This is a genomic window from Streptomyces sp. CB09001, from assembly GCF_003369795.1.
Taxonomy (GTDB): domain Bacteria; phylum Actinomycetota; class Actinomycetes; order Streptomycetales; family Streptomycetaceae; genus Streptomyces.
In genome coordinates, this window is record NZ_CP026730.1 from 7,363,713 (window position 1) to 7,384,919 (window position 21,207).

Consider the following 21,207-nt stretch of genomic DNA (forward strand, 5'->3'; position numbering starts at 1 on the left):
CATGCCGCCCCTGACCGGAAGCCCGCCGAACGGGACCCGGAAGCCAGCCCGTCGCGTTCGCCGCACCGTCGCCGCCCTGGTCTCCGGTGCCCTCGTCGCCCTCCTGCTCCTGGTGTCCTCCGCCGGGCCCGCGCAGGCGGACCGGACCGCTCTGCGGGCCGCCGATCCGAGCGTGATCCGGGTCGGCGGCACCTATGTCCCGGTGCAGTCCACCGGGGGTGGCATCGCCGTACGCCAGGCCGCTTCCACGGCCGCGCTCGCGGCGGCGCCCGCCCGCCAGGTGTGGTCGGACGCACGTGGCCGCGGCGAGGTGTGGGCGCCCGAGATCGTGCGGGACGGCGGCCGCTACCACATCTACTTCACGGCCGGTCGGGGCGCGGCCCACCGGATGTACGTGATCAGCTCCACCGCCGCCGACAGCGGCTACACGGCCGAGACCGAACTGGCCCTGCCGGACGACAAGTGGGCCATCGACGGCACCCTGTTCACCTTCGAGGGGCAGCGGTGGTTCGTCTGGTCGGGCTGGGCCGGCGACACCAACGTCGAACAGAACCTCTACATCGCGCGGATGAGCAGCCCGACCACACCGACCGGGGCGCGGTACGTCATCTCGCAACCGAGGGAGAGCTGGGAGCGGGTGGTGGGCAACCCGTTCATCAACGAGGGCCCCGAGCCCGTCAAGGACCCGAACGGGCAGTTGCACATCGCCTACTCCGCCAACGGCAGCTGGAGCGACCAGTACTGCCTGGCCGACCTGCGGCTGCGGGCCGGCGGCGACCCGACGTACGTGTGGGACTGGTACAAGTCCAACGGCTGCCTCTTCGGGTCCCACCGCGCCACGATGATGGCGGGCTGGGACCCCACCCTGTACGTCGACGGGCCCGGTCACCACAGCTTCGTCCTGCTCGACGGCGACATCGCCACGAGCCCGCCCGCCGGCCCCAGGTTCCCCCTGATGTTCCACGCGGTCGCGAAGGGGACGCCGTACTCGTGGGAGAACCGGTACTGGTACACCGGCACCTTCTGCTGGTGGGGCGGGACCACCTACAGCCGGGCCAACGTCCCGGGCCCCACCAGCGACACCGGCTGGAGCCTCAAGTTCTTCGAGTAGGGACGTCGCGTCGGAGCGCGGAGCGGTCCCGCTCAGGGCGCCAGGGACCAGCGCGGCGCCACTCCGGCGAGCCCGCAGACGAGGAAGTACAGCGGGATGGGGGCGGTGTAGGGCGAGTCGCCGTCGGGGCCGTGGACCAGGCGCGGCCCGGCTGGGCGGCCGCCCGGCCGGGACCGGGTCCAGGACGGGTCGCCGACGACGTAGTGGGTGCCGGACGGCCACGCGATCCCGATGTCGGACCCGGAGGGCACGATCCACCACCAGAGCCCCTCGTCGGCGAACACGCAGCCCGCACGGGGAAGGCGTGCCAGGATGCGTTCGCCGTGGGCCGCACAGGTGCCCACGGCGTCGTGCCCCAGTTCGGCGCGGAGTCCGGCGGGGAGGCTGAGCAAGGCCGGGCCCGGACGCCGTCGGCGGGGTGGACGGGTGGCACCGGACGAGCACGGGCGGTCACGGACGGTGGCTGCGGACGGACGTGGATCACGGGTGTGCTGCAGGTCCATGGGGGGTGGTCCTTTGGCCGCGACGGACGGCAGGAGAACGTTGTCGTGCGAGATCGCCCCATGGGTGGGGGACGGTCTCCAGCAGGACGGTCCTGGTGTGAGGATCGAAAAGCGCAGGAATCGCAGGGGGCGGTGGAGCCACTGTGTCATCCGTCAACAACCGTGCGCAACCAGCAAGTTGAAATTTGCAGCGGACAGGATGCATGCTCCTGCGGCGGGACGGAGCCCGTGACAGACTGGCGTGTCCGGGCCCGGGCGCGGGACGGCGAAGGGGAGACGGTGTGACCGCGGAGACCGACTGGGGCGGAGCACCCTCCGTGCTGCGGATGATCCTCGGCAGGCAGTTGGAGGAGCTGCGCACCCGCGCCGGTCTCACGTTCGAGCAGGCCGGCGAGGCGATCGGGGTGAGCCACTCCACCATCCGCCGGCTGGAGGCGGCGAAGGTGGCCCGGCTGCGCCTCCCGGACGTCGAGAAGCTGCTCCAGATCTACGGTGTCCGCGACCAGCAGGAGATCGACACCTTCCTGAAGTCGGCGCGGGAGGCGAACAAGCGCGGCTGGTGGCACACCTACCGCGACGTCATGCCGGACTGGTTCGCGGCGTACCTGAGCCTGGAACAGGCGGCCCTGCACATCCGCGCCTACGAGGCCGGGTTCGTGCACGGCCTGCTGCAGACCCCGGCCTACGCGCGGGCCCTGCTGAGCGCCGGCAACCCGCACGCCTCCTCCGTGGACACCGAGCGGCGGGTGGCCCTGCGCATGCGGCGCCAGGAGATCCTCACCCGCCCCTGTCCGCCCCGCCTGTGGGTCGTGATGGACGAAACGGTCCTGCGCTGGCCCGTCGGAGGAACCGAGGTGATGCGGCGCCAGGTGGACCACCTGATCGAGGTGGGACGGCTGCCCCACGTGACACTCCAGATCATGCCGTTCGCCGGGGGCCCGCACCCCGCCATGCGGGCCGGCGCGTTCGACCTCTTCCGGTTCCGGGCCCCCGAACTTCCCGACATCGTCTACCTCGGCGGACTCGTGGGCGCCGTCTACCTGGACAAGGGCGACGACGTGGTGGTCTACCGCGAGGCCCTGGACCGCCTGGGCGCCCAGGCGGTACCGGCCCGAGGCACCGAGGAACTCCTCGGCGCGCTGCGCAAGGAGCTGTGAGGACTTCCACCCGTACCGCACCACCCCATGGAGAGAGGCGAACGATGTCCGACAGCGGATGGCCGGCCGACCGGATCGACACCGAGCACGCGCACTCGGCGCGGATCTACGACTACATCCTGGGAGGGAAGGACTACTACCCCGCCGACCGGGAGGCGGGGGACGCGATGGCCGGGGAATGGCCCGCCCTGCCCGTGCACATGCGCGCCAACCGGGACTGGATGAACCGAGCGGTGCGATGGCTGGCCGAGGAGGCGGGCGTCCGTCAGTTCCTCGACATCGGCACCGGCATTCCCACCTCGCCCAACCTGCACGAGATAGCGCAGTCGGTGGCCCCCGAGTCACGCGTGGTCTACGTGGACAACGACCCCATCGTCCTCACCCTGTCCCAGGGTCTGCTGTCCAGTACGCCGGAGGGCCGGACGACGTACATCGAGGCGGACTTCCAGCGCCCCGAAGCCGTCCTCGAATCCGACGAGTTCCGCAAGACGCTGGACCTGGGCAGCCCCGTCGCGCTCACCGTGATCGCGATCGTCCACTTCGTCCTGGACGAGGACGACGCGGTCGGCATCGTCCGCCGCCTCCTGGAGCCCCTGCCCGCGGGAAGCTACCTGGCGATGACCATCGGCACCGCCGAGTTCGCCCCCGAGGAGGTGGGCCGGGTCGCGCGCGAGTACGCGGCGCGCGACATGCCGATGCGGCTGCGGACCATCGACGAGGCGCACGAGTTCTTCGAAGGGCTGGAGCTGGTCGCACCGGGCATCGTCCAGGTCCACAAGTGGCATCCGGACGGCACCGGCGAGCAGGGCATCCGGGACGAGGACATCGCGATGTACGGGGCGGTGGCTCGCAAGCCGTGACGACCCGCACACCATGACGGCCGGCCGGCTCAGATGACGCGGAACAGGTCGGCGGCGGCGTGCACGTCGGTGAAGTCCTCGACGGAACGGAGGTGGTCGCACAGGGCCTCGAGGACCGAGCCGGCCGCCGCGACGCGCGGGGAGCCGACGCCCACGCCGAAGACCCGGAAGCCCAGCCGGCGCTTGGCCTCGTTCCACCCCCGCATCCAGGCCTCGGTGACACCGCAGTCGTCGTCGGTGAGCATCACGATGTCCCCGCGCGTACGGGCGGCGTCGGCGAACTCCTCCTCGAGCAGTTCGCCCGCCGCCGACAGGGGCCGCTCGTAACTGGTGCCGCCGCCGAGGAAGGTCTCCGCGAAGTCGAGGGTACGGGCGAGATCGGCGGGCCGGCCGGCCGGGAAGCGGAAGACCCGGAGCCGGTCGGCGGCGGAGAACACGATGCCGACGAAGTCCCGCCCCGCGTCACGGGCCTGGTCCAGCAGGGCCAGTGCGCACGCCTTCGCCCAGGCCTCCCGGGTGATGCCGCCGGGCCCCGCCTCGTACATGGAGTGCGAGGTGTCCACGCAGGCGATGACGGCGCCCCGGCCGGTGGCCTGTTCCCCCTGGCTGTCGTAGAGCATCAGCTCCCGCGCGGCGTAGCGCGCGGCGAACACCGCACGCAGTTCGGGCAGTCCCAGATTGGCCAGCTCGGACGGGATGACCCGGGAGAGGTCGTCGCCGAGCGTGACCCCGATCAGCTCACCGGTGGCGTTCTCCACCTTGCGGGCGCGTTCCCCCTTGGCCATCTGCCGGAAACGGCCGATCAGTTCGGCCCACTCGGCGAGCCGTCCGGTGCGCAGCCGCTCCGCCAGCCGGGCGCGCTCGTCGAACGGCATCCGCTCCAGCTCGCCGGAGCCGACACCCCAGGCCCGCATGAGCGCGGTCTCCTCCCGCGCGGCCGCCGCCGACTTCGCCACCGCTCCGCGCGCGGCGGCACGGACGCCGGGGATCGCCACGGCGAGCGCCCGGCCCGCGTCGGAGGCGGCCCGCCTCGCGGCGGCGTCCGCCTCCCGGACCGCCCGCCGTACGGCGTCGGCCGCCGGTCCCGGCACGGTGCCGTCCTCGCCGGCCTCTTCGGCGGCCTGCCGGAGCGCCTCGGCGACGGCGTCCGCCGCGTCCTCGGCCTCCCGCCGGGCCCGCTCCGCCCGCTCGTCCCGGTCCCGGGCGGGCCGGGAGTCCTCCAGCATCCGGCGCAGCGCGGTGCCCTGGGCGAGTACGGCCATGGCCGCGGCGTACGGGTCGCCGGCCGTCTCCCGGTGCAGCCCGTCGAAGTCCGGTGACTCCAGCAGCGCCGCGACGAGGCGGTGGTTGACCAGCCGGGAGGGCTCCAGCTCGGCCGGCTCGCGCAGGCGTGGGGAGGTCTTGTAGGCGGCCAGGAAGACGTCGGTGAGCAGGTCGGCCGTGTGCGCGTGGTGCTCGCCCAGTTCACCGGCCAGCTCGCGCAGCGCGGGCGACTGCTCGTAGGTGTCGCGCCAGGCCATGCGGTCGAAACGGTCCGCGGCCACGGCCCCGGTGTGCCGCGCGGGGGCGGCACCCGACCGGGCCAGCCACGCCCCGGCGCGGTCCGCCAGCACGTCGAGCCGGCTCGCCGTCCCGCTCCCGTGCACGTCCGTGTCGGTGTCCGTGCCCGTGTTCGTGTCCGTTTCTGTCTCCGTGTTCTCGTCCACGGGGCCGTCCGCCGCGGTGCTCAGAGCTGGGCCTGGACCGTGCTCGCGTCCACGCCGAGGGCCTCGGTGAGCACCCGGGCGCGGACGGCGCGCTGGCGGCCGGTGACCCGGTCGATGGCGGTGGTGGAGCGGCCCGCGCCCACCGCCTCCGCGCGCAGTCTCTCCAGCCGTTTGCCCGCCATGGCCAGCTGGTTGTGGGCCTTCTTGATGACCCACTCGCTCAGCGCCTCGCGGGACCGCCCGGCCATCGCGTCGAGCTGCGCCTCCAGCTCCGCGATGGTGTCGGCGAGGTCGAGCGCCTCCTTGGCGTCCGGATTGACCAGGTGCAGTACTTCACGTTCGACCGTCGGGCGTTCGGCGGGGGAGTTCCACAGCACGTGGGTCAGCACCGACAGATCGCTCTCCGCGACCGAGGGGCGCCCGTCGAGGTAGGCGGACGCCTGGAGCAGGCCCACCGCCTGCCGCCAGCGGCGGTCGGAGGCGATCAGCTCCTTGCGGCGCAGGGCGGCCCGCAGGGTGCAGACCGCGTCCACGATCCCGTCGGGCACCTCCACTTCGGGGACGGCCTCGTCCACGGCGTGCCGCAGCGCCGCCAGGTCCACGGTGGTCCGCCCGGGCGTGGCCGGGCGGCTGACGGCGGAGCGGACCAGAGCGGCGAAGTTGGAGGGATCCTCCAGGTACGTGACCTCGATCCGCACCAGGAGCCGGTCGTAGATCGCGGCCGAGTCCTCGCCGTCGGGCAGCTCGTTGCTCGCCGTGATGGCGCCGATGAGAGGGCAGCGGACGGGCTCACCGCCGCTCTCGGGGTGGTAGATCCGCTCGTTGAGGTAGCCCAGCGTCTCGTTCAGCGCCGCCGTGGAGCACTTGAAGATCTCGTCGATGAAGGCGACGTGTGCGGTGGTGGCGCGCCCTTCGTAGACCTGGCGGTACTCCCCGCGCGCCAGCGCGGCGACGTCGATCGGCCCGAACATCCTCGTCGGCGCCGTGAACTTGGACAGCAGGATCTCCCAGTAGGACGCCCCCACGACCCGGCCCGTCAGTTCCCGGGCCAGCTCGGACTTCGCGGTTCCGGGCGGGCCGAGCACCAGCGAGTGCTGACCGGCCAGCAGCGTCACCAGCAGCGTCCGTACGACGTCGGCCCGTTCGTAGAAGCGGTCCGACAGCTCGTCGCCGATCGCCCGGAGCCGCTCGGCCGTGTCCTGGGCGGCCGGTGCCTCCTGCGGGTCCTTCTGGCCCATGGCCGACTCCTCCTGTGGCGGTCCGGGTGGGCTGGCGGATCAGAGCCTATCCCGCACAAACGTCCACTTCCTCGCCCTGCCCCCGGTCGGTACCTCGGCCCGCGGCGCGGTGGCGCCATCGACCAGACTGTCCACCATGAGCCACTTGTTCTCGCCGTCGGCCCGCTCCGTGCCGGCCGCGACCGCCGCCGTCCTGGCGGCCTGCTGCCTCACCGCGTGCTCCGGGGGCGGCGGCGAGACGCCGGCGGCCATCCGCGTCAACCAGGCCGGATACGTCTCCGGCGAGAAGAAGTTCGCCTATGTCATGGGAGACCGGGACACCTTGGCGGACGCCGGTTTCGAGGTCCTGGACGAGCGCGGCGACCCGGCCGGGCACGGCGCCCTCGGTCCCTCCCTCGGCGGCTGGAACGACACGTACACCGCCGTGCGCACCATCGACCTCTCCTCGCTGCACCGCACCGGCACCTACCGCCTGCGCCTGGTCGGCGCGGGCGGTGACCCCGAGGTCCGCTTCCGGGTGGCGCCGGCGGAGCGGTTGCTGGACCCGCTGCGCGCGGACACCGTGCGCTTCTTCGGCACCCAGCGGGACGGCGCGGACGTACTGGCCGATGCGACCGGGCGGGAGCCCTCGCACCTGACCGACGAACAGGCGCGCGTCTACGAGCCGGCCCGCACCGGCCCGGAGGCCGACGGGACCACGGCCGGTTCGGCACCGACCGAGGCCGGCGGTCCCGTGGACGTCTCGGGCGGGTGGTTCGACGCGGGCGACTTCCTGAAGTTCACGCACACGACGTCCTATGTGGTCGCACAGATGCTGAGCACCGTCCGGGACACACCGGAGGTGCCCGGACTGCGGGAGGAGGCCCGGCACGGTCTGGCCTGGCTGGACAGGATGTGGGACGGGGAGACGGGCACGCTCTACGCACAGGTGGGGCTGGGTTCGGGCGGCCAGGAGGTCCGCGGCGACCACGACGTGTGGCGGCTGCCCGAACAGGACGACCGGCTCACCGTGCGACGGGGCGACCCGGACTACCTCCTCAAGTACCGGCCCGTCTTCCGTGCCAACGAACCCGGGGAGCCCCTCAGCCCCAACCTCGCGGGCCGGGTGAGCGCGGCCTTCGCCCTCGCCGCGCAGACCGGGGCCGAGGACGATCCGGCACAGGCCCGCGCGTGGCTGGACAAGGCCGCCGCCGTCTACGCGCGGGCGGACACCCGGCCGGACGCCGGGGACCTGGTCACCACCGTGCCCGCGGACTACTACCAGGAGCACTCCTGGCGCGACGACATGGAGTGGGCGGCCGTGGAACTCTCCCGCGGCGCCGACGCCCTGGGCGACGCACGCGCCTCGCGGTGGAGCGGCGAGGCGGTCGACTGGGCCCGCGCGGCCCTGCGGGAGGAGCGCGGCGGCACCCTGGGCCCCGCCGACGTCAGTGCCCTCGCCCACGCCGACGTGCTCACCTCGGCGGCCCCGGACGCGGACCTCGCGGCCGCCCTGAAGGCGGAACTGAGGCGGCAGGTGGAGACGGGGCAAGAACGCGCGGCCGGGGACCCCTTCCGGTCGGGCGTCATACCCACCGACTTCGACGCGGCGCCGAACACCTTCGGGCTGCTCGCGACCGCCGAGCTGTACGCGCGCGTCACCGGCGACCACCGGTTCGACGACTTCGCCGCGCAGCAGCGGGCCTGGGTCTTCGGGGCCAACGCCTGGGGCACCAGCTTCGTCGTGGGCGCGGGCGACGTCTTCCCGCACTGCCTCCAGCACCAGGTCGCCAACCTGGCCATGAGCCGCACCGGCCACGGCGACATCCTGCGCGGCGCCGTCGTCAACGGGCCCAACGACGCGGACCTGCTGAAGGAGCCGGACACCTTCGACGGGAGCCGTCCCTGCTCCTTCGCCCCGGAGGGCGGGCCGTGGTCGCGATACGACGGTCACGGCGCCGGCTACGTCGACGACGTGCGGGCCTGGCAGACGGTGGAACCGGCCGACGACTTCACCTCGACCGCCCTGTACGCACTCTCCCTCACCGTCGCGCGGTTCTGACGCGAAGGGGGATCGCCCGCGCCCGGGGTCAGGACGTGGTCGGCCAGGTCCGCAGCAGGACGTCCAGCGCGTCGAGGATCTCCGTCCAGCTCTCCTGCGAGTCCGGGGCGCTGTGGCTGAAGCCTCCCGAGGCCTCCAGACCGACGAAGCCGCTGAAGACGCTGCCCAACAGCCGTACCGCATGGGTCTGGTGCGGTTCCGCCAGGCGGTAACCGCGCAGGATCGCCCGCGACATCTGGGAGTGCCGCACTCCGGCACTGGAGGCCGCCGCCTCCGCGTCGAGGGGGAACTGCGTGGCGGCGAAGCGGCCCGGGTGTTCGACGGCGTAGTCGCGGTAGACGTTCGCGAACGCGGTCAGCGCGTCCTTGCCGGCCCGTCCGGCCACCGCCTCGGAGGCCAGGTCGGCCAGCTCCTCCAGGGCGAACAGCGCGATCCCGGTCTTGAGGTCGTGAGCGTTCCGCACGTGCGAGTACAGGCTCGCGGTGCGGACGCCGAACCGCCGGGCCAGCTCCGTCGGCGTGGTGCGCTCGAAGCCGATCTCGTCGGCCGTCTCGGCCCCGGCCCTGATCAGACCTTCGGTCGTCAGCCCTACCCGAGCCACACCCGTCCTCCGCATCGCTCACCCGGCAACCGGGGAAGATTATGAGCTTGCCTAACATGTTTAGGCAAACTGGGTGTCCCGGTATTCACGGGCAGCCGTCATCAGGGCGTTGAGCGCGTCCCTGGTGCGGATGAGGTCGGCGATGTGCTCGGTCAGCCGGTCCCGCTCCTGCGCCATGCGCTCCAGCGCGGCGTCGGAATGGGCCTCGCTGGGCGCGTCCACGCAGGGGAGCAGTTCGGCGATGGTCCGGCTGGACAGGCCCGCGGCGTACAGCCGCTGGAGGAACCTGACCCGCTCGACCTCGTGCTCCGTGTACTGGCGCTGGCCCCCGGCGCTGCGCGTGCTCGCCAGCAGTCCCTGGTCCTCGTAGTAGCGCACCGACCGGACGCTGACCCCGGCCCGGGACGCCACTTCTCCGATACGCATGACCTGCTCCCCGCTGTGATCTGCGGCACACATACTTGCCTCTGACGTCAGTGTCAGGTTCTAGCGTAGCGGTCGTGCCCGAGATCCGGGCCCGCGGACGACGAAGGAGTCCTGACATGACGTCCCTCTTCGACAGTTTCCGGCTCGGCGACCTGACGCTGCCCAACCGGATGGTCATGGCGCCGATGTCGAGGGTGCGCGCCGCCGAACGCGGCCTGGCCACGCCGTCGATGGCCACGTACTACGCCCAGCGCGCCACCGCCGGACTGATCGTCTCCGAGGGAGTGCAGCCGAACGAGGTCGGTCAGTCCAACCCTGGGACCCCCGGGCTGCACACCGACGAGCAGGTCGCCGCGTGGCGTCCCGTCACCGCCGCCGTGCACGCCAACGGCGGACGGATCTTCGCCCAGATCATGCACGGCGGCCGCGTCTCGCACCCCGACACCACGGGCATGGTGCCGGTCGGTCCCTCGGCCGTCCCGGCCGTCGGGGAGGTGTTCACCCCGACCGGCCCGCAGCCCGTGCCGATGCCGCGCGCCCTGGAGACCGCCGAAGTGCCGGAGCAGGCCCGGTCCTACGCCGAGGCAGCACGCCGCGCCGTCGACGCCGGCTTCGACGGTGTCGAGCTGCACGGTGCCAACGGCTACCTCATCTCGCAGTTCCTCTCCTCGAACGCGAACCTGCGCACCGACCGCTACGGCGGTCCGGTGGCCCACCGGATCCGCTTCGCCGTCGAGGCCGTGTCCGCGACCGTCGAGGCCGTCGGCGCCGACCGGACCGGCATCCGCCTCTCCCCGGCGGGCACGTTCTGGGGCGTCGAGGAGACCGACGTGCTCGACCTCTACACCGAGCTGCTGACCGAGCTGTCGCGCCTCGGGATCGCCTACGTCCACATCGAAACCACCGCGGACGAGGACCTGCTGGTCGCCCTGCGCCGCGTGTGGCCGGGCACGCTCGTCATGAACCCGGTGCTGCCGATGGGCCCCAAGCAGACCGGTCGCGACGACGCCGACCACTGGCTCGGGCTCGGGGCGGACCTCATCAGCTTCGGCCGCGGCTTCATCGCCAACCCCGATCTGGTCGAGCGGCTGCGCACGGGCCTGCCGGTCGCGCCGGTGGACGAGGCCACGTACTACCAGGGAGGTGACGCGGGCTACCTGACCTACCCGGCGTACCAGCACACGGCCTGACACGGGTCCGGGGGCCGGCTCAGTGGTGCCGTTAGCATGTTCGAACTCGTGACGATCCGTACGAGCGACCTATTTGAGCTACCTATTTGTCCGACCCCCTAGCAAACGGGCCAAACAATTGAAAACCCTACCGACACGAATATCCGCGCGAAGAGACCGCGGCCCCCTGTCCGCCGAGCTGCGTCGGGCGCGGGCCCTGCTGTGGGCCGCGGCCGGCGTGGTGACCCTCGGTTTCCTCGTCGCGCTGGAATTCGCCGCGCGCCACTACGGCGTGCGGGGCCCGATCACCGAGCAGGCGCGAGAAGTGGTCTTCGCGCCCGCCTCGGGGCCGCTGCTGTACGCCGGCCTCGCCCTGACGATGGTGGTGCTGACCTGGCGGCAGCGCCTGGTCGCGGCCGGTGCCGCGCTCGGCATCGACGTCGTCTTCTGGCTGGTGCGCTGGGCGGCCGGCGCCGACATGAACTTCGGCAACGGCGCCCTGTGGGTGGTCCTGGGCTGTGCGGTGGTCGCGGTGACGCGCCGCGAGGGCGGCGAGCGGGCCCTGCTGCTGAAGGGCGTGGGGCTGGGGCTGCTCCTTGTGGCCGGCCACAAGACGGGCGACACCTGGCTGCTCATCACCTCGGAGACGCGCAAAGCGGTGCTCGACCCGTACGTGGCCACCGCCGACCAGGCGCTCGGCAACCCCTCGTGGCTGGTCGGCCGGTTCGTCGACGCCACCGAGCCCGTCGGCGGCCACGTCCTCCACCTCGTCTACGGCCAGCTGCCGCTGGCCGCCGCCCTCGTCGGGCTGTACCAGTTGCGCCATGTGGCGGTCGAGCGCCGGTTCCCGAGCCACCACCTCGTGCGCACCTTCCTCGTCATCGGTCTGCTCGGACCCGCCGTCTACATGGTCTTCCCGGTCGTCGGACCGGTCTTCGCCTACGGCGCCGACGGCGGCCAGTGGGCGGTGGCCAACCTGTGGCCGCACACGCTGCCGCCGACCGGGGCGCCGCACCCGATCCCGTTCGACGACATCACCCCGCGCAACTGCATGCCCAGCCTGCACACGGCGTGGGCCACGACGCTGTTCGTCCACTCCCGCGGGGGCTCGCGGGGCATGCGGTTCGCGGGCACGTTCTGGCTGGTCGCCACCCTCACCGCGACCCTGGGCTTCGGCTACCACTACGGCGCCGACCTCGTCGCAGGCGTGGTCTTCGCGCTCACGGTCGAGGCCGCGATGCGCGCGTTCGCGCGGGGCTGGGACGGCGCCGCCGTCCGGCTGGTCGCGTACGGCACGACGGTGTTCGCGGTGCTGCTGGTGTCCTACCGGTACCTGCCGGTGGAGATGGCCGAGCACCCGGGGGCCGCCGGGCCGCTGCTTCTCCTCGCGATGGCGTCCGTGATCCTCGGGTACCTGCGGACCACCCGGCGTTGGGAGGCGAAGGCCGTGCCGGCGCGGCAGCCGGAACCGCCGCGCCCCGCGGAACCGCAGCCCGAGCTGGTCTGATGCCCGGGCCGGGGCCCCTCGCGGCAACCGGGGCCGCGGGAGGCGACCGGGCTACTTGAAGTAGTGGCCCTGCTCCAGGTCCTCGACGAGCCCGGGCTGGACGGGCTCCCACCCAAGCAGCTCGCGGGTCAGGACGCTGGAGGCCGCGCGGTTGGCGGCGAGGGGGCCCGCCAGCCACCCGAAGTGGGCCTCCGCGTCCGCGGCCGGGACCGACACCACCGGCAGGCCCAGCTGCCGGCCGACCACCTCGGCGAGGTCCCGCACCGGCAGGCCCTCCTCCGCGACGGCGTGCAGCGTCGAGCCGGCGGGGGCCTTCTCCAGCGCGAGGCGGAACAGGCGCGCGGAGTCGAGACGGTGCGCGGCCGACCAGCGGTTGGTGCCGTCGCCGATGTACCCGGAGACGCCCTTGCCGCGGGCGATCCCGATGAGCGCCGGTACGAACCCGTTGTCCCCCTCGCCGTGATTGGTCGGCGCCAGCCGTACCACGGAGGAGCGGACACCGCGGGCCGAGAGGGAGAGGGTCAGTTCGGCGGTGACGGCCCGGATGTGCTGGGCGTCGCCCCGGGCGGCCGCGGCCCGGTCCGCGTCGTGGCCGTCGTGCTCGGTAGCCACGTGCCCGGGAATCGCGGGCGTCCCGGACGCGATCGTGAACGGCCGGTCGGTCCCGGCGAGCGCCTCGCCGATCACCTCGACGGCCCGCCGGTCGGCCTCGCCGGCGCCCTTGAAGTCGCCCGAGAACGCGATGTCGTGCTTGAAGGCCAGGTGGACGACCCCGTCCGAGTCGGCGGCGGCCCGCCGCAGGACGTCGAGGTCGTCCAGGGTGCCCCGGACCACGTCGGCCCCGGCCGCGGTGAGCGCCTCGGCCGAGGCGTCCGAACGGGCGAGTCCCACGACCTGATGACCGGCCCCGATGAGCTCGGGAACGACGGCTGAGCCGATCCAGCCGGAGGCGCCGGTAACGAAGACACGCATGAGATTCCTCCAGGTATGTGTATGCGGCGACTGCCCGTCCGGGATCGAGCGCGGGTACGAGCGACGAGCGCGGCACCGGGACCTTCGATGACAGCCGCTGTCATCGAAGGTAACACGCGATGTCAGTGACTGTCATACCTGGCCGTCAGGGAATGCGCCGCGACGGCGCGGGACGCATCAGCGCGAGGTCGTCGCCCCAGGCGTCCAGCGTCGCCGCGTGTCCCGCCTCGCGCGCCGCGGCCTCGACCCTGCCGAACAGCTCTCGCTGCACGTCCGTGTCACCGGCCCCGGTGATCCGTCCGAGCGTGGCCAGGAGTTCGCGCGCGTCCCACCCCGGAAGCGGGAACCGGTCCAGCTCCCACTCCAGGTACTTGTTGTAGGGGCGCGGACGCCGGTCGAGGGCGAACAGCAGCTCCAGCAGGAAGCCGAGACTGTCCGCCGCGTCGAGCCGCGCGGCGAGCGGATGCCCGTCCCGGGCGTTCTTGAGCGACCGGTAGTGAGAGTTGGCGTAGGCGTCCAGCCGGGCGGCCGCGATCCGCGAGGCCTCCGCGGCGCCGAGCCGCCCCTTGGCGGCCACCATCCTCGCGATGCGCCCGCCGAGCCGGTCGAGCAGGACCCGGGCCCGCGCGACCGCGTAGCGCTCCCAGTCGCCCAGCCGGTCGAATTCCGCCACCGTCACGACGACCACGTCCAGCCGGGCGGAGCGGAAACCGTCGAGGCGGGCCGGGCCGGTCCGCACCTCGTCGGTGACCACGACGTATACGTCGTGGTCGGAGTACCGGGTGGGCATGCCGTCGTGGGCGTGGGAGCCCTTGAGGACCAGACCGACGACGTCGGGGTCGGCGGTGGCGTGCGCGAGGAACGCCTCGTAGGCCATCGGGTGCGGTGCGGACACGTGCGGACCTCCGGGCTGCTTGACGGGAGACATGACGAGCCGCCCTCGAAGTCCGGTCGACGAGAGGGCGGTCACTCCGTCCGCGGCGGCCGAGGCCACCGCACCGCAGATCAACGCACCCCCGGATGTTAACAGCCCGCATTTCGACGAGCCGGCGCCGCAACCTCGGCGGAAGCGCCGGCGACGGAGAACTCGCCGGTCACGCGGAGCGGGGCGTGCGCCGGCCGGTGCACGCCCCGCCGGAGCGGAGAACCGCGGGGGACCTCAGGCCTTGTCCTGCATGGACTGCCGGGCCGGATTGCGCTGCTCGGCGGCCTTGAAGTCCTTCTCGCCCGCCTTCGCCCGCACCCCCTTGGCGATGCGCTCGCCGATGGTCGTGTCGATGTTCGACCAGTACTCGAAGGCCCGCTGGAGCACGGGCTCCGTCACCTCGTTGAGGAGGTGGTCCACCACGTTGTCCACCAGCCGGTCCCGGGCCGCGTCGTCCATCACTTCGCGCACCAGGGTGCCCGGTTGCCCCCAGTCGTCGTCCTCGGCGTGGCTGACGTAGGCCGTCCGGGTGATGGACCCGTCCGCCTCCCAGCTGGGCGGTGTGCCGAAGCGCCCGGTGTCGGCGGCCGGGCCGCCCTTGGAGTTCGGCGCGTAGACCGGGTCGGTCGTCTTCCGGTACGCCATCGCGCCGTCCTTGGAGTAGGTGCGGACGTCGACGACCGGGGCGTTCACGGGAAGCTGCTGGTAGTTCGCGCCGATCCGGTGGCGGTGGGCGTCGGCGTACGAGAAGAGCCGGGCCAGCAGCATGCGGTCCGGGCTCGGGCCGATGCCGGGGACCAGGTTGTTCGGCTGGAAGGCCGCCTGCTCGATCTCGGCGTGGTTGTCCGTCGGGTTCCGGTCCAGCGTCATGCGGCCGACCGGGATCAGGGGGTAGTCGCCGTGCGGCCACACCTTCGTCAGGTCGAACGGGTTGAACCGGTAGCCCGCTGCGTCCGCATACGGCATGACTTGCACGTGCAGCGTCCAGCTCGGGAAGTCGCCGTCGCGGATGTGCTCGAAGAGGTCCCGCATGTGGTAGTCGGTGTCGGCCGCCGCCATCTGGTCGGCCTCGTGCTGGGTGAAGTACTCGATGCCCTGGTCCGTCTTGAAGTGGTACTTCACCCAGAAGCGCTCGCCCGAGGCGTTGATCCACATGTAGGTGTGGGAGGTGTAGCCGTTCATGTGGCGCCAGGTGCGCGGGATGCCGCGGTCTCCCATGAGCCAGGTGACCTGGTGCGCGGATTCCGGCGAGAGCGTCCAGAAGTCCCACTGCATGTCGTGGTCGCGCAGGTTGCTGTCCGCCCGGCGCTTCTGCGACCGGATGAAGTGCTGGAACTTCATCGGGTCCTTGACGAAGAACACCGGCGTGTTGTTGCCGACCATGTCGTAGTTGCCCTGGCTGGTGTAGAACTTCACCGCGAAGCCCCGCGGGTCGCGCCAGGTGTCCGGGCTGCCGCGCTCGCCGGCGACGGTCGAGAAGCGGGTGACCAGGTCGGTCCGGGTGCCCGGCTGGAAGACGGCCGCCTTGGTGTAGGCACTCACGTCGTGCGTCACCTCGAAGTGGCCGAAGGCGCCGCTGCCCTTCGCGTGCGGCTGGCGCTCGGGGATACGCTCCCGGTTGAACTGCGCCATCTGCTCGATGAGGTAGGCGTCCTGGAGGAGGACCGGACCCGCCGGGCCCGCGGTGAGCGAGTGTTCGTCGCTCTCCGCCGGTGCGCCGGAGTCCGTGGTGGTGGCGGGCGGGGTGTCCGTCATGAGACTGCCTTTCGTCGGGGAGTGGCTGACGCCCAGGAGCCGCGCGACTCGAACACGGGGCACGGGACCCTCTTCGCCCTGCGCGGCAGAACGGTCCCGCCGACGCCCGGACCGTGCCCGGGGCCCCGGCCCGCGTGGTTCCCGCGGCACGTGTGCCCAGGAGCGCCCACGCCAATCGGGTGCGGGTGCCGGGGCGGGCCGGGCAGGAGGGAGGAGGGGGCGGATCCCGTCGGCGCGTCGGCGCGTCGGCCGTGCCGCGTCCCGGCGCCGGGACGCACCGCGTGCTCACCCATCCGTCCAGGCCTTCCGGAGTGCCGTCGTCCGTATCAGTCTCCGCCGCCGCCCGGCCCCCGCAAGCGGAGCGGGCGGGGGTGCCGGGCGGGCGGCGGCGCGCGGCTGCGGCGGTGGGGAAGACGGATCGGCACCCTGTCCCGCCCGTTGCCCCCGACTACCCGCGCCGGGCGGACGGCTCGGCGCGCAGCACCCGGCGGACCGCGGCGCGCAGCCAGTGGTGCGCGCCGTCGGCGGTGTGCCGGGGGTGCCAGGCCATGCCGATGGTCACCGGCGGCAGTGGCAGCGGGACGTCGAGGAGGCGCAGTCCGAGGACCGAGGCCTGTTCGGTGAGGGGACTGGGTGAGGAGCCGGCCTCGTCCGGCGCGGCGGGCACCAGCGCGACGACGTCGGTGCGGGCGGCGAGGGACAGCGCCGCCAGATGTCCCGGGAGGACGACGGCGACCCGGCGGCTGAGGCCGTGCTCGGCCAGGGCGGCGTCGACCGGACCGTCGAACCGGCCGCGGCGGCTGACCGCGACGTGCTCGGCGGCGGCGAACCGCGCCGCGGTCAGCGGCCCTTCGGTGAGCGGGTGGCCGGGCCGGACGGCCGCCGTCATCCGCAGGGTGACCAGCTCCTCGACCCGCGTCTCGGGATCCACGTGGTCGATCGCCCCGACCTCCAGGTCCACCCGGCCGTCACGCAGGGCCGGCCCGGCCTCCAACTCCTCGGCCCGGAACCGCAGCGAGATCCCGGGCGCCTCCTGCCCGGCCAGCGTCAGCAGACCGGCGGCGAGGGCCGCGCCGACCAGGTCGGCGGCCTGGAGGCTGAAGGTGCTGCGCAGCGTGGCCGGGTCGACGCCGGTGGCCGGGGTCAGCAGCGCGCCGAGCCGGCGTACGACGGTGGCGGCCTCGTCCCGCAGGGCCAGCGCCCTCGGGGTGGGCACCATGGTCTGCCCCGCCCGGACCAGCAGGGGGTCCTGGAGGATCCGGCGGAGGCGCCCGAGGGTGCGGCTCATGGCCGCCGGGGAGGTACGCAAGCGGGCGGCGGCGCGGGTGACGCTCTGCTCCGCCAGCAGGGCGTCGAGCGCCACGGCGAGGTTGGCGTCGATGACCGGCGCGATCGGATCTGTGCTGTTCACCAGTGTTATTCCGTTCCAGGCAACAACCCCTTGCTGAAGTTCCCATTGTGGCAACACCGCGCGGCTCCGCAGGATGTGGGCGTACCCGAACGGAACGACCCACGAGGTTTTCATGATCGTCATCACTGCCCCCACCGGGAACATCGGGCGCCGGCTACTGCCCCTGCTCCTGGAGTCCGCCCCCGCACGGGGCGAGCACCTGCGCGTGATCGTGCGCGACCCCGCGCGCCTGGCCGACCCGGTGCGCGAGCGCGTCGAGGTGGTCACCGGCTCGCACGGCGACCCCGCCGTCGTCGACCGGGCCTTCGACGGCGCCGACGCCGTCTTCTGGCTCGTCCCGCCGGACTCCTCCCGCGCCCCGGACGACGCCTACCGGGGCTTCACCCGGCCCGCCGCGCACGCGCTCGCCGCGCACGGCGTCGGCCATGTCGTCGGCGTCTCCGCCCTCGGCCGCGGCACCCCGGTCGCGGGCCGCGCGGGGCTCGTCACCGCGTCCCTCGCCGTGGACGACCTCATCGCGGAAACCGGCGTCGCCTACCGGGCCCTGGCCAACCCGTCGTTCTTCGAGAACCTCCTGGAGGAGGCCAGCTCGATCCGGGAGCGCGGCTGCTTCACCGACGTCGTCGACGCCGAGCGCGAGGCCCCTCTCGTGGCCGTCGCCGACATCGCCGCCGTGGCCGCCGGCCTCCTGCTCGACCGGTCGTGGACCGGCACCGGCAGCGTCCCGGTGCTCGGACCGCGGGACCTGTCACCCAACGACCTGGCCCGCATCATGACCGAACAGCTCGGCCGCCCCGTCCGCTACGAACGCCAGACGCTCGACGATCTGCGCACCACCCTCGTCGGCCACGGCCTCGACAAGGAGTTCGTGGACGGCGTCGTCGACATGAAGCGGGCCAAGGACGACGGCCTCGACGCGGGCGTCACCCGAACCCCGGACACGGCCACCCCGACCACCTTCGAGGACTGGGTCGCCCGGACCCTCAGGCCCGTGGTCCTGTCCTGAACCCCCACCCTCGCCCTCACCCACCCTCGCCCTCACCCACCCCCGCCCCCACCCTCACCCGGAAACAGGGAGCAACCATGCCCGAAGAGACGGCCCACACCGCCCACACCCCGGTCACCGCGTTCATGCTCGTCAAGACCACGCCCGAGTGGCTCGCCCTGACCGTCGACGAGCGGGTACACGCCTTCACCACGGAGGTCGTCCCCGTCGTCGAGGCCAGGACCGCCGGCGTCCGGTCACGCTTCTACGACACGGAGTTCTACTCCGCCCGCGTCACCGACGTCTGGGTCTGGGAGGCCGACGACCACCACGCCTACCAGCTCCTCGTCGACGCCCTGCGCGAGACGCCCTTCTGGGACCGGTACTTCGAGGTCGTCGACCTCCTGGTGGGCACGGAGAACGGTTACGCGCGCACCTACGGAGTCGACGCGGTCACCACCATCGCCACCTGACCGGACCAGCTGGATCACGGCGCCGACGACGGTGAGAAACTGACGGCGCCCGCGATGCCGCCGCGGCCGGACGGTCACGGGGCACGGGGCGCCCGACCCGCTTCCCCACCGGAGAACCCCATGAACCACGTCGCGGACCCCAGCCGCTACGACGGCGCCATGCAGTACCGCCGCACCGGACGCTCCGGGCTCGACCTGCCCGCGCTCTCCCTCGGCTACTGGCACAACTTCGGCGACGACAAGCCGTTCGAGACCCAGCGGCGGATCGCCCTGCGCGCCTTCGACCTCGGCATCACCCACCACGACCTCGCCAACAACTACGGTCCGCCCTACGGGTCCGCCGAGATCAACTTCGGCCGGATCCTGCGGCAGGACCTGGCGCCGTACCGGGACGAGCTGGTGGTGTCCACCAAGGCCGGGTGGGACATGTGGCCCGGCCCCTATGGTCAGGGCGGCGGCTCCCGCAAGTACGTGCTCGCCTCCCTCGACCAGTCCCTGAAGCGGACGGGTCTCGACTACGTCGACATCTTCTACTCCCACCGCCTGGACGCCTCCACCCCGCTGGAGGAGACCATGACGGCGCTGGACACGGCGGTGCGGCAGGGCAAGGCGCTCTACGTCGGCATCTCCTCCTACGACGCCGAGCGCTCCCGACAGGCCGCGGCGATCCTCCGTGACCTGGGCACACCCCTGCTCATCCACCAGCCGTCGTACAACATGCTCAACCGGTGGATCGAGACCGAGGGCCTCCTCGACGCGGCCGCCGACGAGGGCTTCGGCGTCATCGGGTTCACCGCACTGGCGCAGGGGCTGCTCACCGGCCGCTACCTCGACGGCGTGCCCGAGGGGTCCCGCGCCACCCAGGGCAAGTCCTTCGCGACCGGCTGGCTCACCGAGGACACCGTCCGGCGGCTGCGCGCCCTGAACGACATCGCCGCCCGCCGGGGCCAGAGCCTGGCGCAGATGGCGCTCGCCTGGGCGCTGCGCGACCCGCGCGTCACCTCGCTGGTGATCGGCGCCTCCCGCCCCGAGCAGCTGGAGGAGAACGCGGCCGCCCTGGCCAACCCGTCCTTCGGCGATGACGAACTGGCCGAGATCGACAAGTACGCGGTCGTCGACGGTGACGTCGACCTGTGGCGGCGGGCCCGCACCGGCGAGCTCGGCTGAGGCGTCCGCCGTCCGCAGAAGTGCTCAGGGCCCGCCGACGATGCGCAGCACCCGGGGCGGCTCGCCGGCCGGCTCGGGCAGCCGCAGGGGCTCCCGCCCGGGTGTGATGCTGCCGAGCAGCGACGCCCGGCGGGCGCCCGTCCCCGAGGGGATCGCGCCGGGCAGGCCGTTGACGGTCAGGAAGCCCAGGAGGGCGAAGGCCAGTGCCTCCTTGGCGTCGGACGGCAGCCCGAGCGCGTCGCTGGAACCGAGGGCCACCCCGGGCAGCTCCTCGGCGATCACGCCCATCAGCACGGGGTTGCGCGCGCCACCGCCGGACACGACGAGCCGCGTCACGCCCTGCGCTCGGCAGGCGTCGGCCACCGTGACGGCGGTGAGCCGGGCCAGGGTCGCCAGGACGTCGTCGGGCTCCGCCACGGGCGCCGCCGCGAGCGCCCGCAGCAGATACGGCAGGTGGAACTGCTCCTTGCCGGTGCTCTTCGGAGCGGGCCTGCCGTAATACGGGTCGTCCAGCAGCACCCGCAGCAGCCCCGGATCGACCCGGCCGGCCCCGGCCCGGCGCCCGTCCTCGTCGTAGGCGGCCGCACCGCCGGTGAAGTGCCGTACGGCGGCGTCCATCAGCGCGTTGGCCGGGCCGGTGTCGAAGGCCAGCGGCTCGGCGCCGGGGGCGACGACGGTGACGTTGGCGATCCCGCCGAGGTTGAGGGCGGCGGGGACGCCGGGCAGCGCCGCCATGGCCAGGACGTCGGTCATGGCCACCAGCGGCGCCCCCTGACCGCCGGCCGCGACGTCCCTGCCGCGCAGGTCGGACACGACGGGCAGACCGGTCGCCTCGGCGATCCAGGCGGGCTGGCCGAGCTGGAGGGTGCCGCGCACGGCGCCGTCCTCCACCCAGTGGTACATCGTCTGCCCGTGCGAGACCACCAGGTCGGCGGCGCCCCCGCACAGCTCGCGCACCGCCCGCACGGCCACGCCGGCGAAGGCCTGCCCGACGCCGGTGTCGAGCCGGGCGACGTCCCGGAGCGTCGCCGCCGCCGGCGGCAGACTGCCCGCGATCAGGTCGCGCAGCCCGTCCGGGTAGGGCGCGGAGAAGTGGCCCAGCGGCCGCATCACCAGGACCTCACCCTGTAGTTCGAGGTCGGCGGCGGCCGCCTCGATGGCGTCGTAGGACGTGCCTGACATCAGGCCGATCACACGCAC

19 protein-coding genes are annotated in these 21,207 nt (G+C 73.0%); 9 read left to right on the top strand and 10 right to left on the bottom strand.

The window, feature by feature from the left end; translation table 11 throughout:
* Window position 1: 1 nt before the first annotated feature.
* A complete protein-coding gene (locus C4J65_RS33835; RefSeq protein WP_115745875.1) occupies window positions 2-1,111 on the top strand; it encodes a glycoside hydrolase family 43 protein in 1,110 nt (369 codons plus the stop codon).
* A gap of 32 nt (window positions 1,112-1,143) precedes the next feature.
* On the opposite strand, the gene C4J65_RS33840 is transcribed toward C4J65_RS33835, so the two are convergent.
* Window positions 1,144-1,503: a hypothetical protein gene (locus C4J65_RS33840; RefSeq protein WP_346265891.1), complete on the bottom strand. Its 360-nt coding sequence runs from the start codon at window positions 1,501-1,503 to the stop codon at window positions 1,144-1,146.
* 392 nt (window positions 1,504-1,895) lie between these two features.
* Between C4J65_RS33840 and C4J65_RS33845 the strand changes: the two genes are divergently transcribed.
* Both C4J65_RS33845 and C4J65_RS33850 read left to right on the top strand, forming a co-directional pair.
* A complete protein-coding gene (locus tag C4J65_RS33845; protein WP_115745877.1) occupies window positions 1,896-2,771 on the top strand; it encodes a helix-turn-helix transcriptional regulator in 876 nt (291 codons plus the stop codon).
* A gap of 44 nt (window positions 2,772-2,815) precedes the next feature.
* Window positions 2,816-3,631 (top strand): SAM-dependent methyltransferase, encoded by an 816-nt coding sequence (locus tag C4J65_RS33850; protein ID WP_115745878.1) that lies wholly within the window; start codon window positions 2,816-2,818, stop codon window positions 3,629-3,631.
* Window positions 3,632-3,660: 29 nt separating this feature from the next.
* Here C4J65_RS33850 and C4J65_RS33855 read toward each other — a convergent pair whose 3' ends face one another.
* Both C4J65_RS33855 and C4J65_RS33860 read right to left on the bottom strand, forming a co-directional pair.
* Entirely contained in the window at window positions 3,661-5,337 is a 1,677-nt protein-coding gene (locus C4J65_RS33855; protein WP_115745879.1) for a VWA domain-containing protein, read from the bottom strand.
* A 20-nt stretch (window positions 5,338-5,357) separates the two neighbouring features.
* Window positions 5,358-6,575 (bottom strand): AAA family ATPase, encoded by a 1,218-nt coding sequence (locus tag C4J65_RS33860; protein ID WP_115745880.1) that lies wholly within the window; start codon window positions 6,573-6,575, stop codon window positions 5,358-5,360.
* A 136-nt stretch (window positions 6,576-6,711) separates the two neighbouring features.
* Here C4J65_RS33860 and C4J65_RS33865 point away from each other — a divergent pair, with 136 nt between their 5' ends.
* Window positions 6,712-8,616, top strand: coding sequence for a glycoside hydrolase family 9 protein (locus tag C4J65_RS33865; RefSeq protein WP_162833482.1), 1,905 nt, complete (start codon window positions 6,712-6,714; stop codon window positions 8,614-8,616).
* A 28-nt stretch (window positions 8,617-8,644) separates the two neighbouring features.
* Here the strand turns inward: C4J65_RS33865 and C4J65_RS33870 are convergent, their stop codons facing one another.
* Entirely contained in the window at window positions 8,645-9,217 is a 573-nt protein-coding gene (locus C4J65_RS33870; RefSeq protein ID WP_115745881.1) for a TetR/AcrR family transcriptional regulator, read from the bottom strand.
* Window positions 9,218-9,277: 60 nt separating this feature from the next.
* A complete protein-coding gene (locus C4J65_RS33875) occupies window positions 9,278-9,643 on the bottom strand; it encodes a MerR family transcriptional regulator (RefSeq protein WP_162833483.1) in 366 nt (121 codons plus the stop codon).
* Window positions 9,644-9,759: 116 nt separating this feature from the next.
* Between C4J65_RS33875 and C4J65_RS33880 the strand changes: the two genes are divergently transcribed.
* The gene (locus tag C4J65_RS33880) at window positions 9,760-10,833 is read left to right on the top strand and encodes an alkene reductase (protein WP_115745883.1); all 1,074 of its coding nucleotides are present in this window, start codon (window positions 9,760-9,762) and stop codon (window positions 10,831-10,833) included.
* 196 nt (window positions 10,834-11,029) lie between these two features.
* Window positions 11,030-12,319, top strand: a complete 1,290-nt coding sequence (locus C4J65_RS33885) for a phosphatase PAP2 family protein (protein ID WP_205351183.1) — start codon at window positions 11,030-11,032, stop codon at window positions 12,317-12,319.
* A gap of 51 nt (window positions 12,320-12,370) precedes the next feature.
* On the opposite strand, the gene C4J65_RS33890 is transcribed toward C4J65_RS33885, so the two are convergent.
* The 4 genes from C4J65_RS33890 to C4J65_RS33905 form a co-directional block, all read right to left on the bottom strand.
* Entirely contained in the window at window positions 12,371-13,291 is a 921-nt protein-coding gene (locus tag C4J65_RS33890) for an SDR family oxidoreductase (protein ID WP_115745885.1), read from the bottom strand.
* A 145-nt stretch (window positions 13,292-13,436) separates the two neighbouring features.
* Window positions 13,437-14,186: a hypothetical protein gene (locus tag C4J65_RS33895; protein ID WP_205351112.1), complete on the bottom strand. Its 750-nt coding sequence runs from the start codon at window positions 14,184-14,186 to the stop codon at window positions 13,437-13,439.
* Between the two features lie 264 nt (window positions 14,187-14,450).
* Window positions 14,451-15,971, bottom strand: coding sequence for a catalase (locus C4J65_RS33900; RefSeq protein WP_115745887.1), 1,521 nt, complete (start codon window positions 15,969-15,971; stop codon window positions 14,451-14,453).
* A 448-nt stretch (window positions 15,972-16,419) separates the two neighbouring features.
* Window positions 16,420-17,382: a LysR family transcriptional regulator gene (locus tag C4J65_RS33905; RefSeq protein WP_115745888.1), complete on the bottom strand. Its 963-nt coding sequence runs from the start codon at window positions 17,380-17,382 to the stop codon at window positions 16,420-16,422.
* 112 nt (window positions 17,383-17,494) lie between these two features.
* Here C4J65_RS33905 and C4J65_RS33910 point away from each other — a divergent pair, with 112 nt between their 5' ends.
* From C4J65_RS33910 to mgrA, 3 genes are all read left to right on the top strand, one after another.
* The gene (locus C4J65_RS33910) at window positions 17,495-18,388 is read left to right on the top strand and encodes an NAD(P)H-binding protein (protein WP_115745889.1); all 894 of its coding nucleotides are present in this window, start codon (window positions 17,495-17,497) and stop codon (window positions 18,386-18,388) included.
* Between the two features lie 77 nt (window positions 18,389-18,465).
* Window positions 18,466-18,840, top strand: a complete 375-nt coding sequence (locus tag C4J65_RS33915) for a darcynin family protein (protein ID WP_115745890.1) — start codon at window positions 18,466-18,468, stop codon at window positions 18,838-18,840.
* 120 nt (window positions 18,841-18,960) lie between these two features.
* Complete coding sequence (mgrA, locus tag C4J65_RS33920; RefSeq protein ID WP_115745891.1) at window positions 18,961-20,007, top strand: L-glyceraldehyde 3-phosphate reductase; 1,047 nt, start codon at window positions 18,961-18,963, stop codon at window positions 20,005-20,007.
* A 24-nt stretch (window positions 20,008-20,031) separates the two neighbouring features.
* Here mgrA and C4J65_RS33925 read toward each other — a convergent pair whose 3' ends face one another.
* Window positions 20,032-21,207, bottom strand: coding sequence for an anhydro-N-acetylmuramic acid kinase (locus C4J65_RS33925; RefSeq protein ID WP_115745892.1), 1,176 nt, complete (start codon window positions 21,205-21,207; stop codon window positions 20,032-20,034).

Bases quoted from the DNA above. Each gene is read 5' to 3' on its own strand.
- C4J65_RS33835 (WP_115745875.1), top strand. From the start codon at position 2: ATGCCGCCCCTGACCGGAAGCCCGCCGAACGGGACCCGGAAGCCAGCC.
- C4J65_RS33850 (WP_115745878.1), top strand. From the start codon at position 2,816: ATGTCCGACAGCGGATGGCCGGCCGACCGGATCGACACCGAGCACGCG.
- C4J65_RS33860 (WP_115745880.1), bottom strand. From the start codon at position 6,575: ATGGGCCAGAAGGACCCGCAGGAGGCACCGGCCGCCCAGGACACGGCC.
- C4J65_RS33865 (WP_162833482.1), top strand. From the start codon at position 6,712: ATGAGCCACTTGTTCTCGCCGTCGGCCCGCTCCGTGCCGGCCGCGACC.
- C4J65_RS33875 (WP_162833483.1), bottom strand. From the start codon at position 9,643: ATGCGTATCGGAGAAGTGGCGTCCCGGGCCGGGGTCAGCGTCCGGTCG.
- C4J65_RS33880 (WP_115745883.1), top strand. From the start codon at position 9,760: ATGACGTCCCTCTTCGACAGTTTCCGGCTCGGCGACCTGACGCTGCCC.
- C4J65_RS33890 (WP_115745885.1), bottom strand. From the start codon at position 13,291: ATGCGTGTCTTCGTTACCGGCGCCTCCGGCTGGATCGGCTCAGCCGTC.
- C4J65_RS33900 (WP_115745887.1), bottom strand. From the start codon at position 15,971: ATGACGGACACCCCGCCCGCCACCACCACGGACTCCGGCGCACCGGCG.
- C4J65_RS33910 (WP_115745889.1), top strand. From the start codon at position 17,495: ATGATCGTCATCACTGCCCCCACCGGGAACATCGGGCGCCGGCTACTG.
- C4J65_RS33915 (WP_115745890.1), top strand. From the start codon at position 18,466: ATGCCCGAAGAGACGGCCCACACCGCCCACACCCCGGTCACCGCGTTC.
- mgrA (WP_115745891.1), top strand. From the start codon at position 18,961: ATGAACCACGTCGCGGACCCCAGCCGCTACGACGGCGCCATGCAGTAC.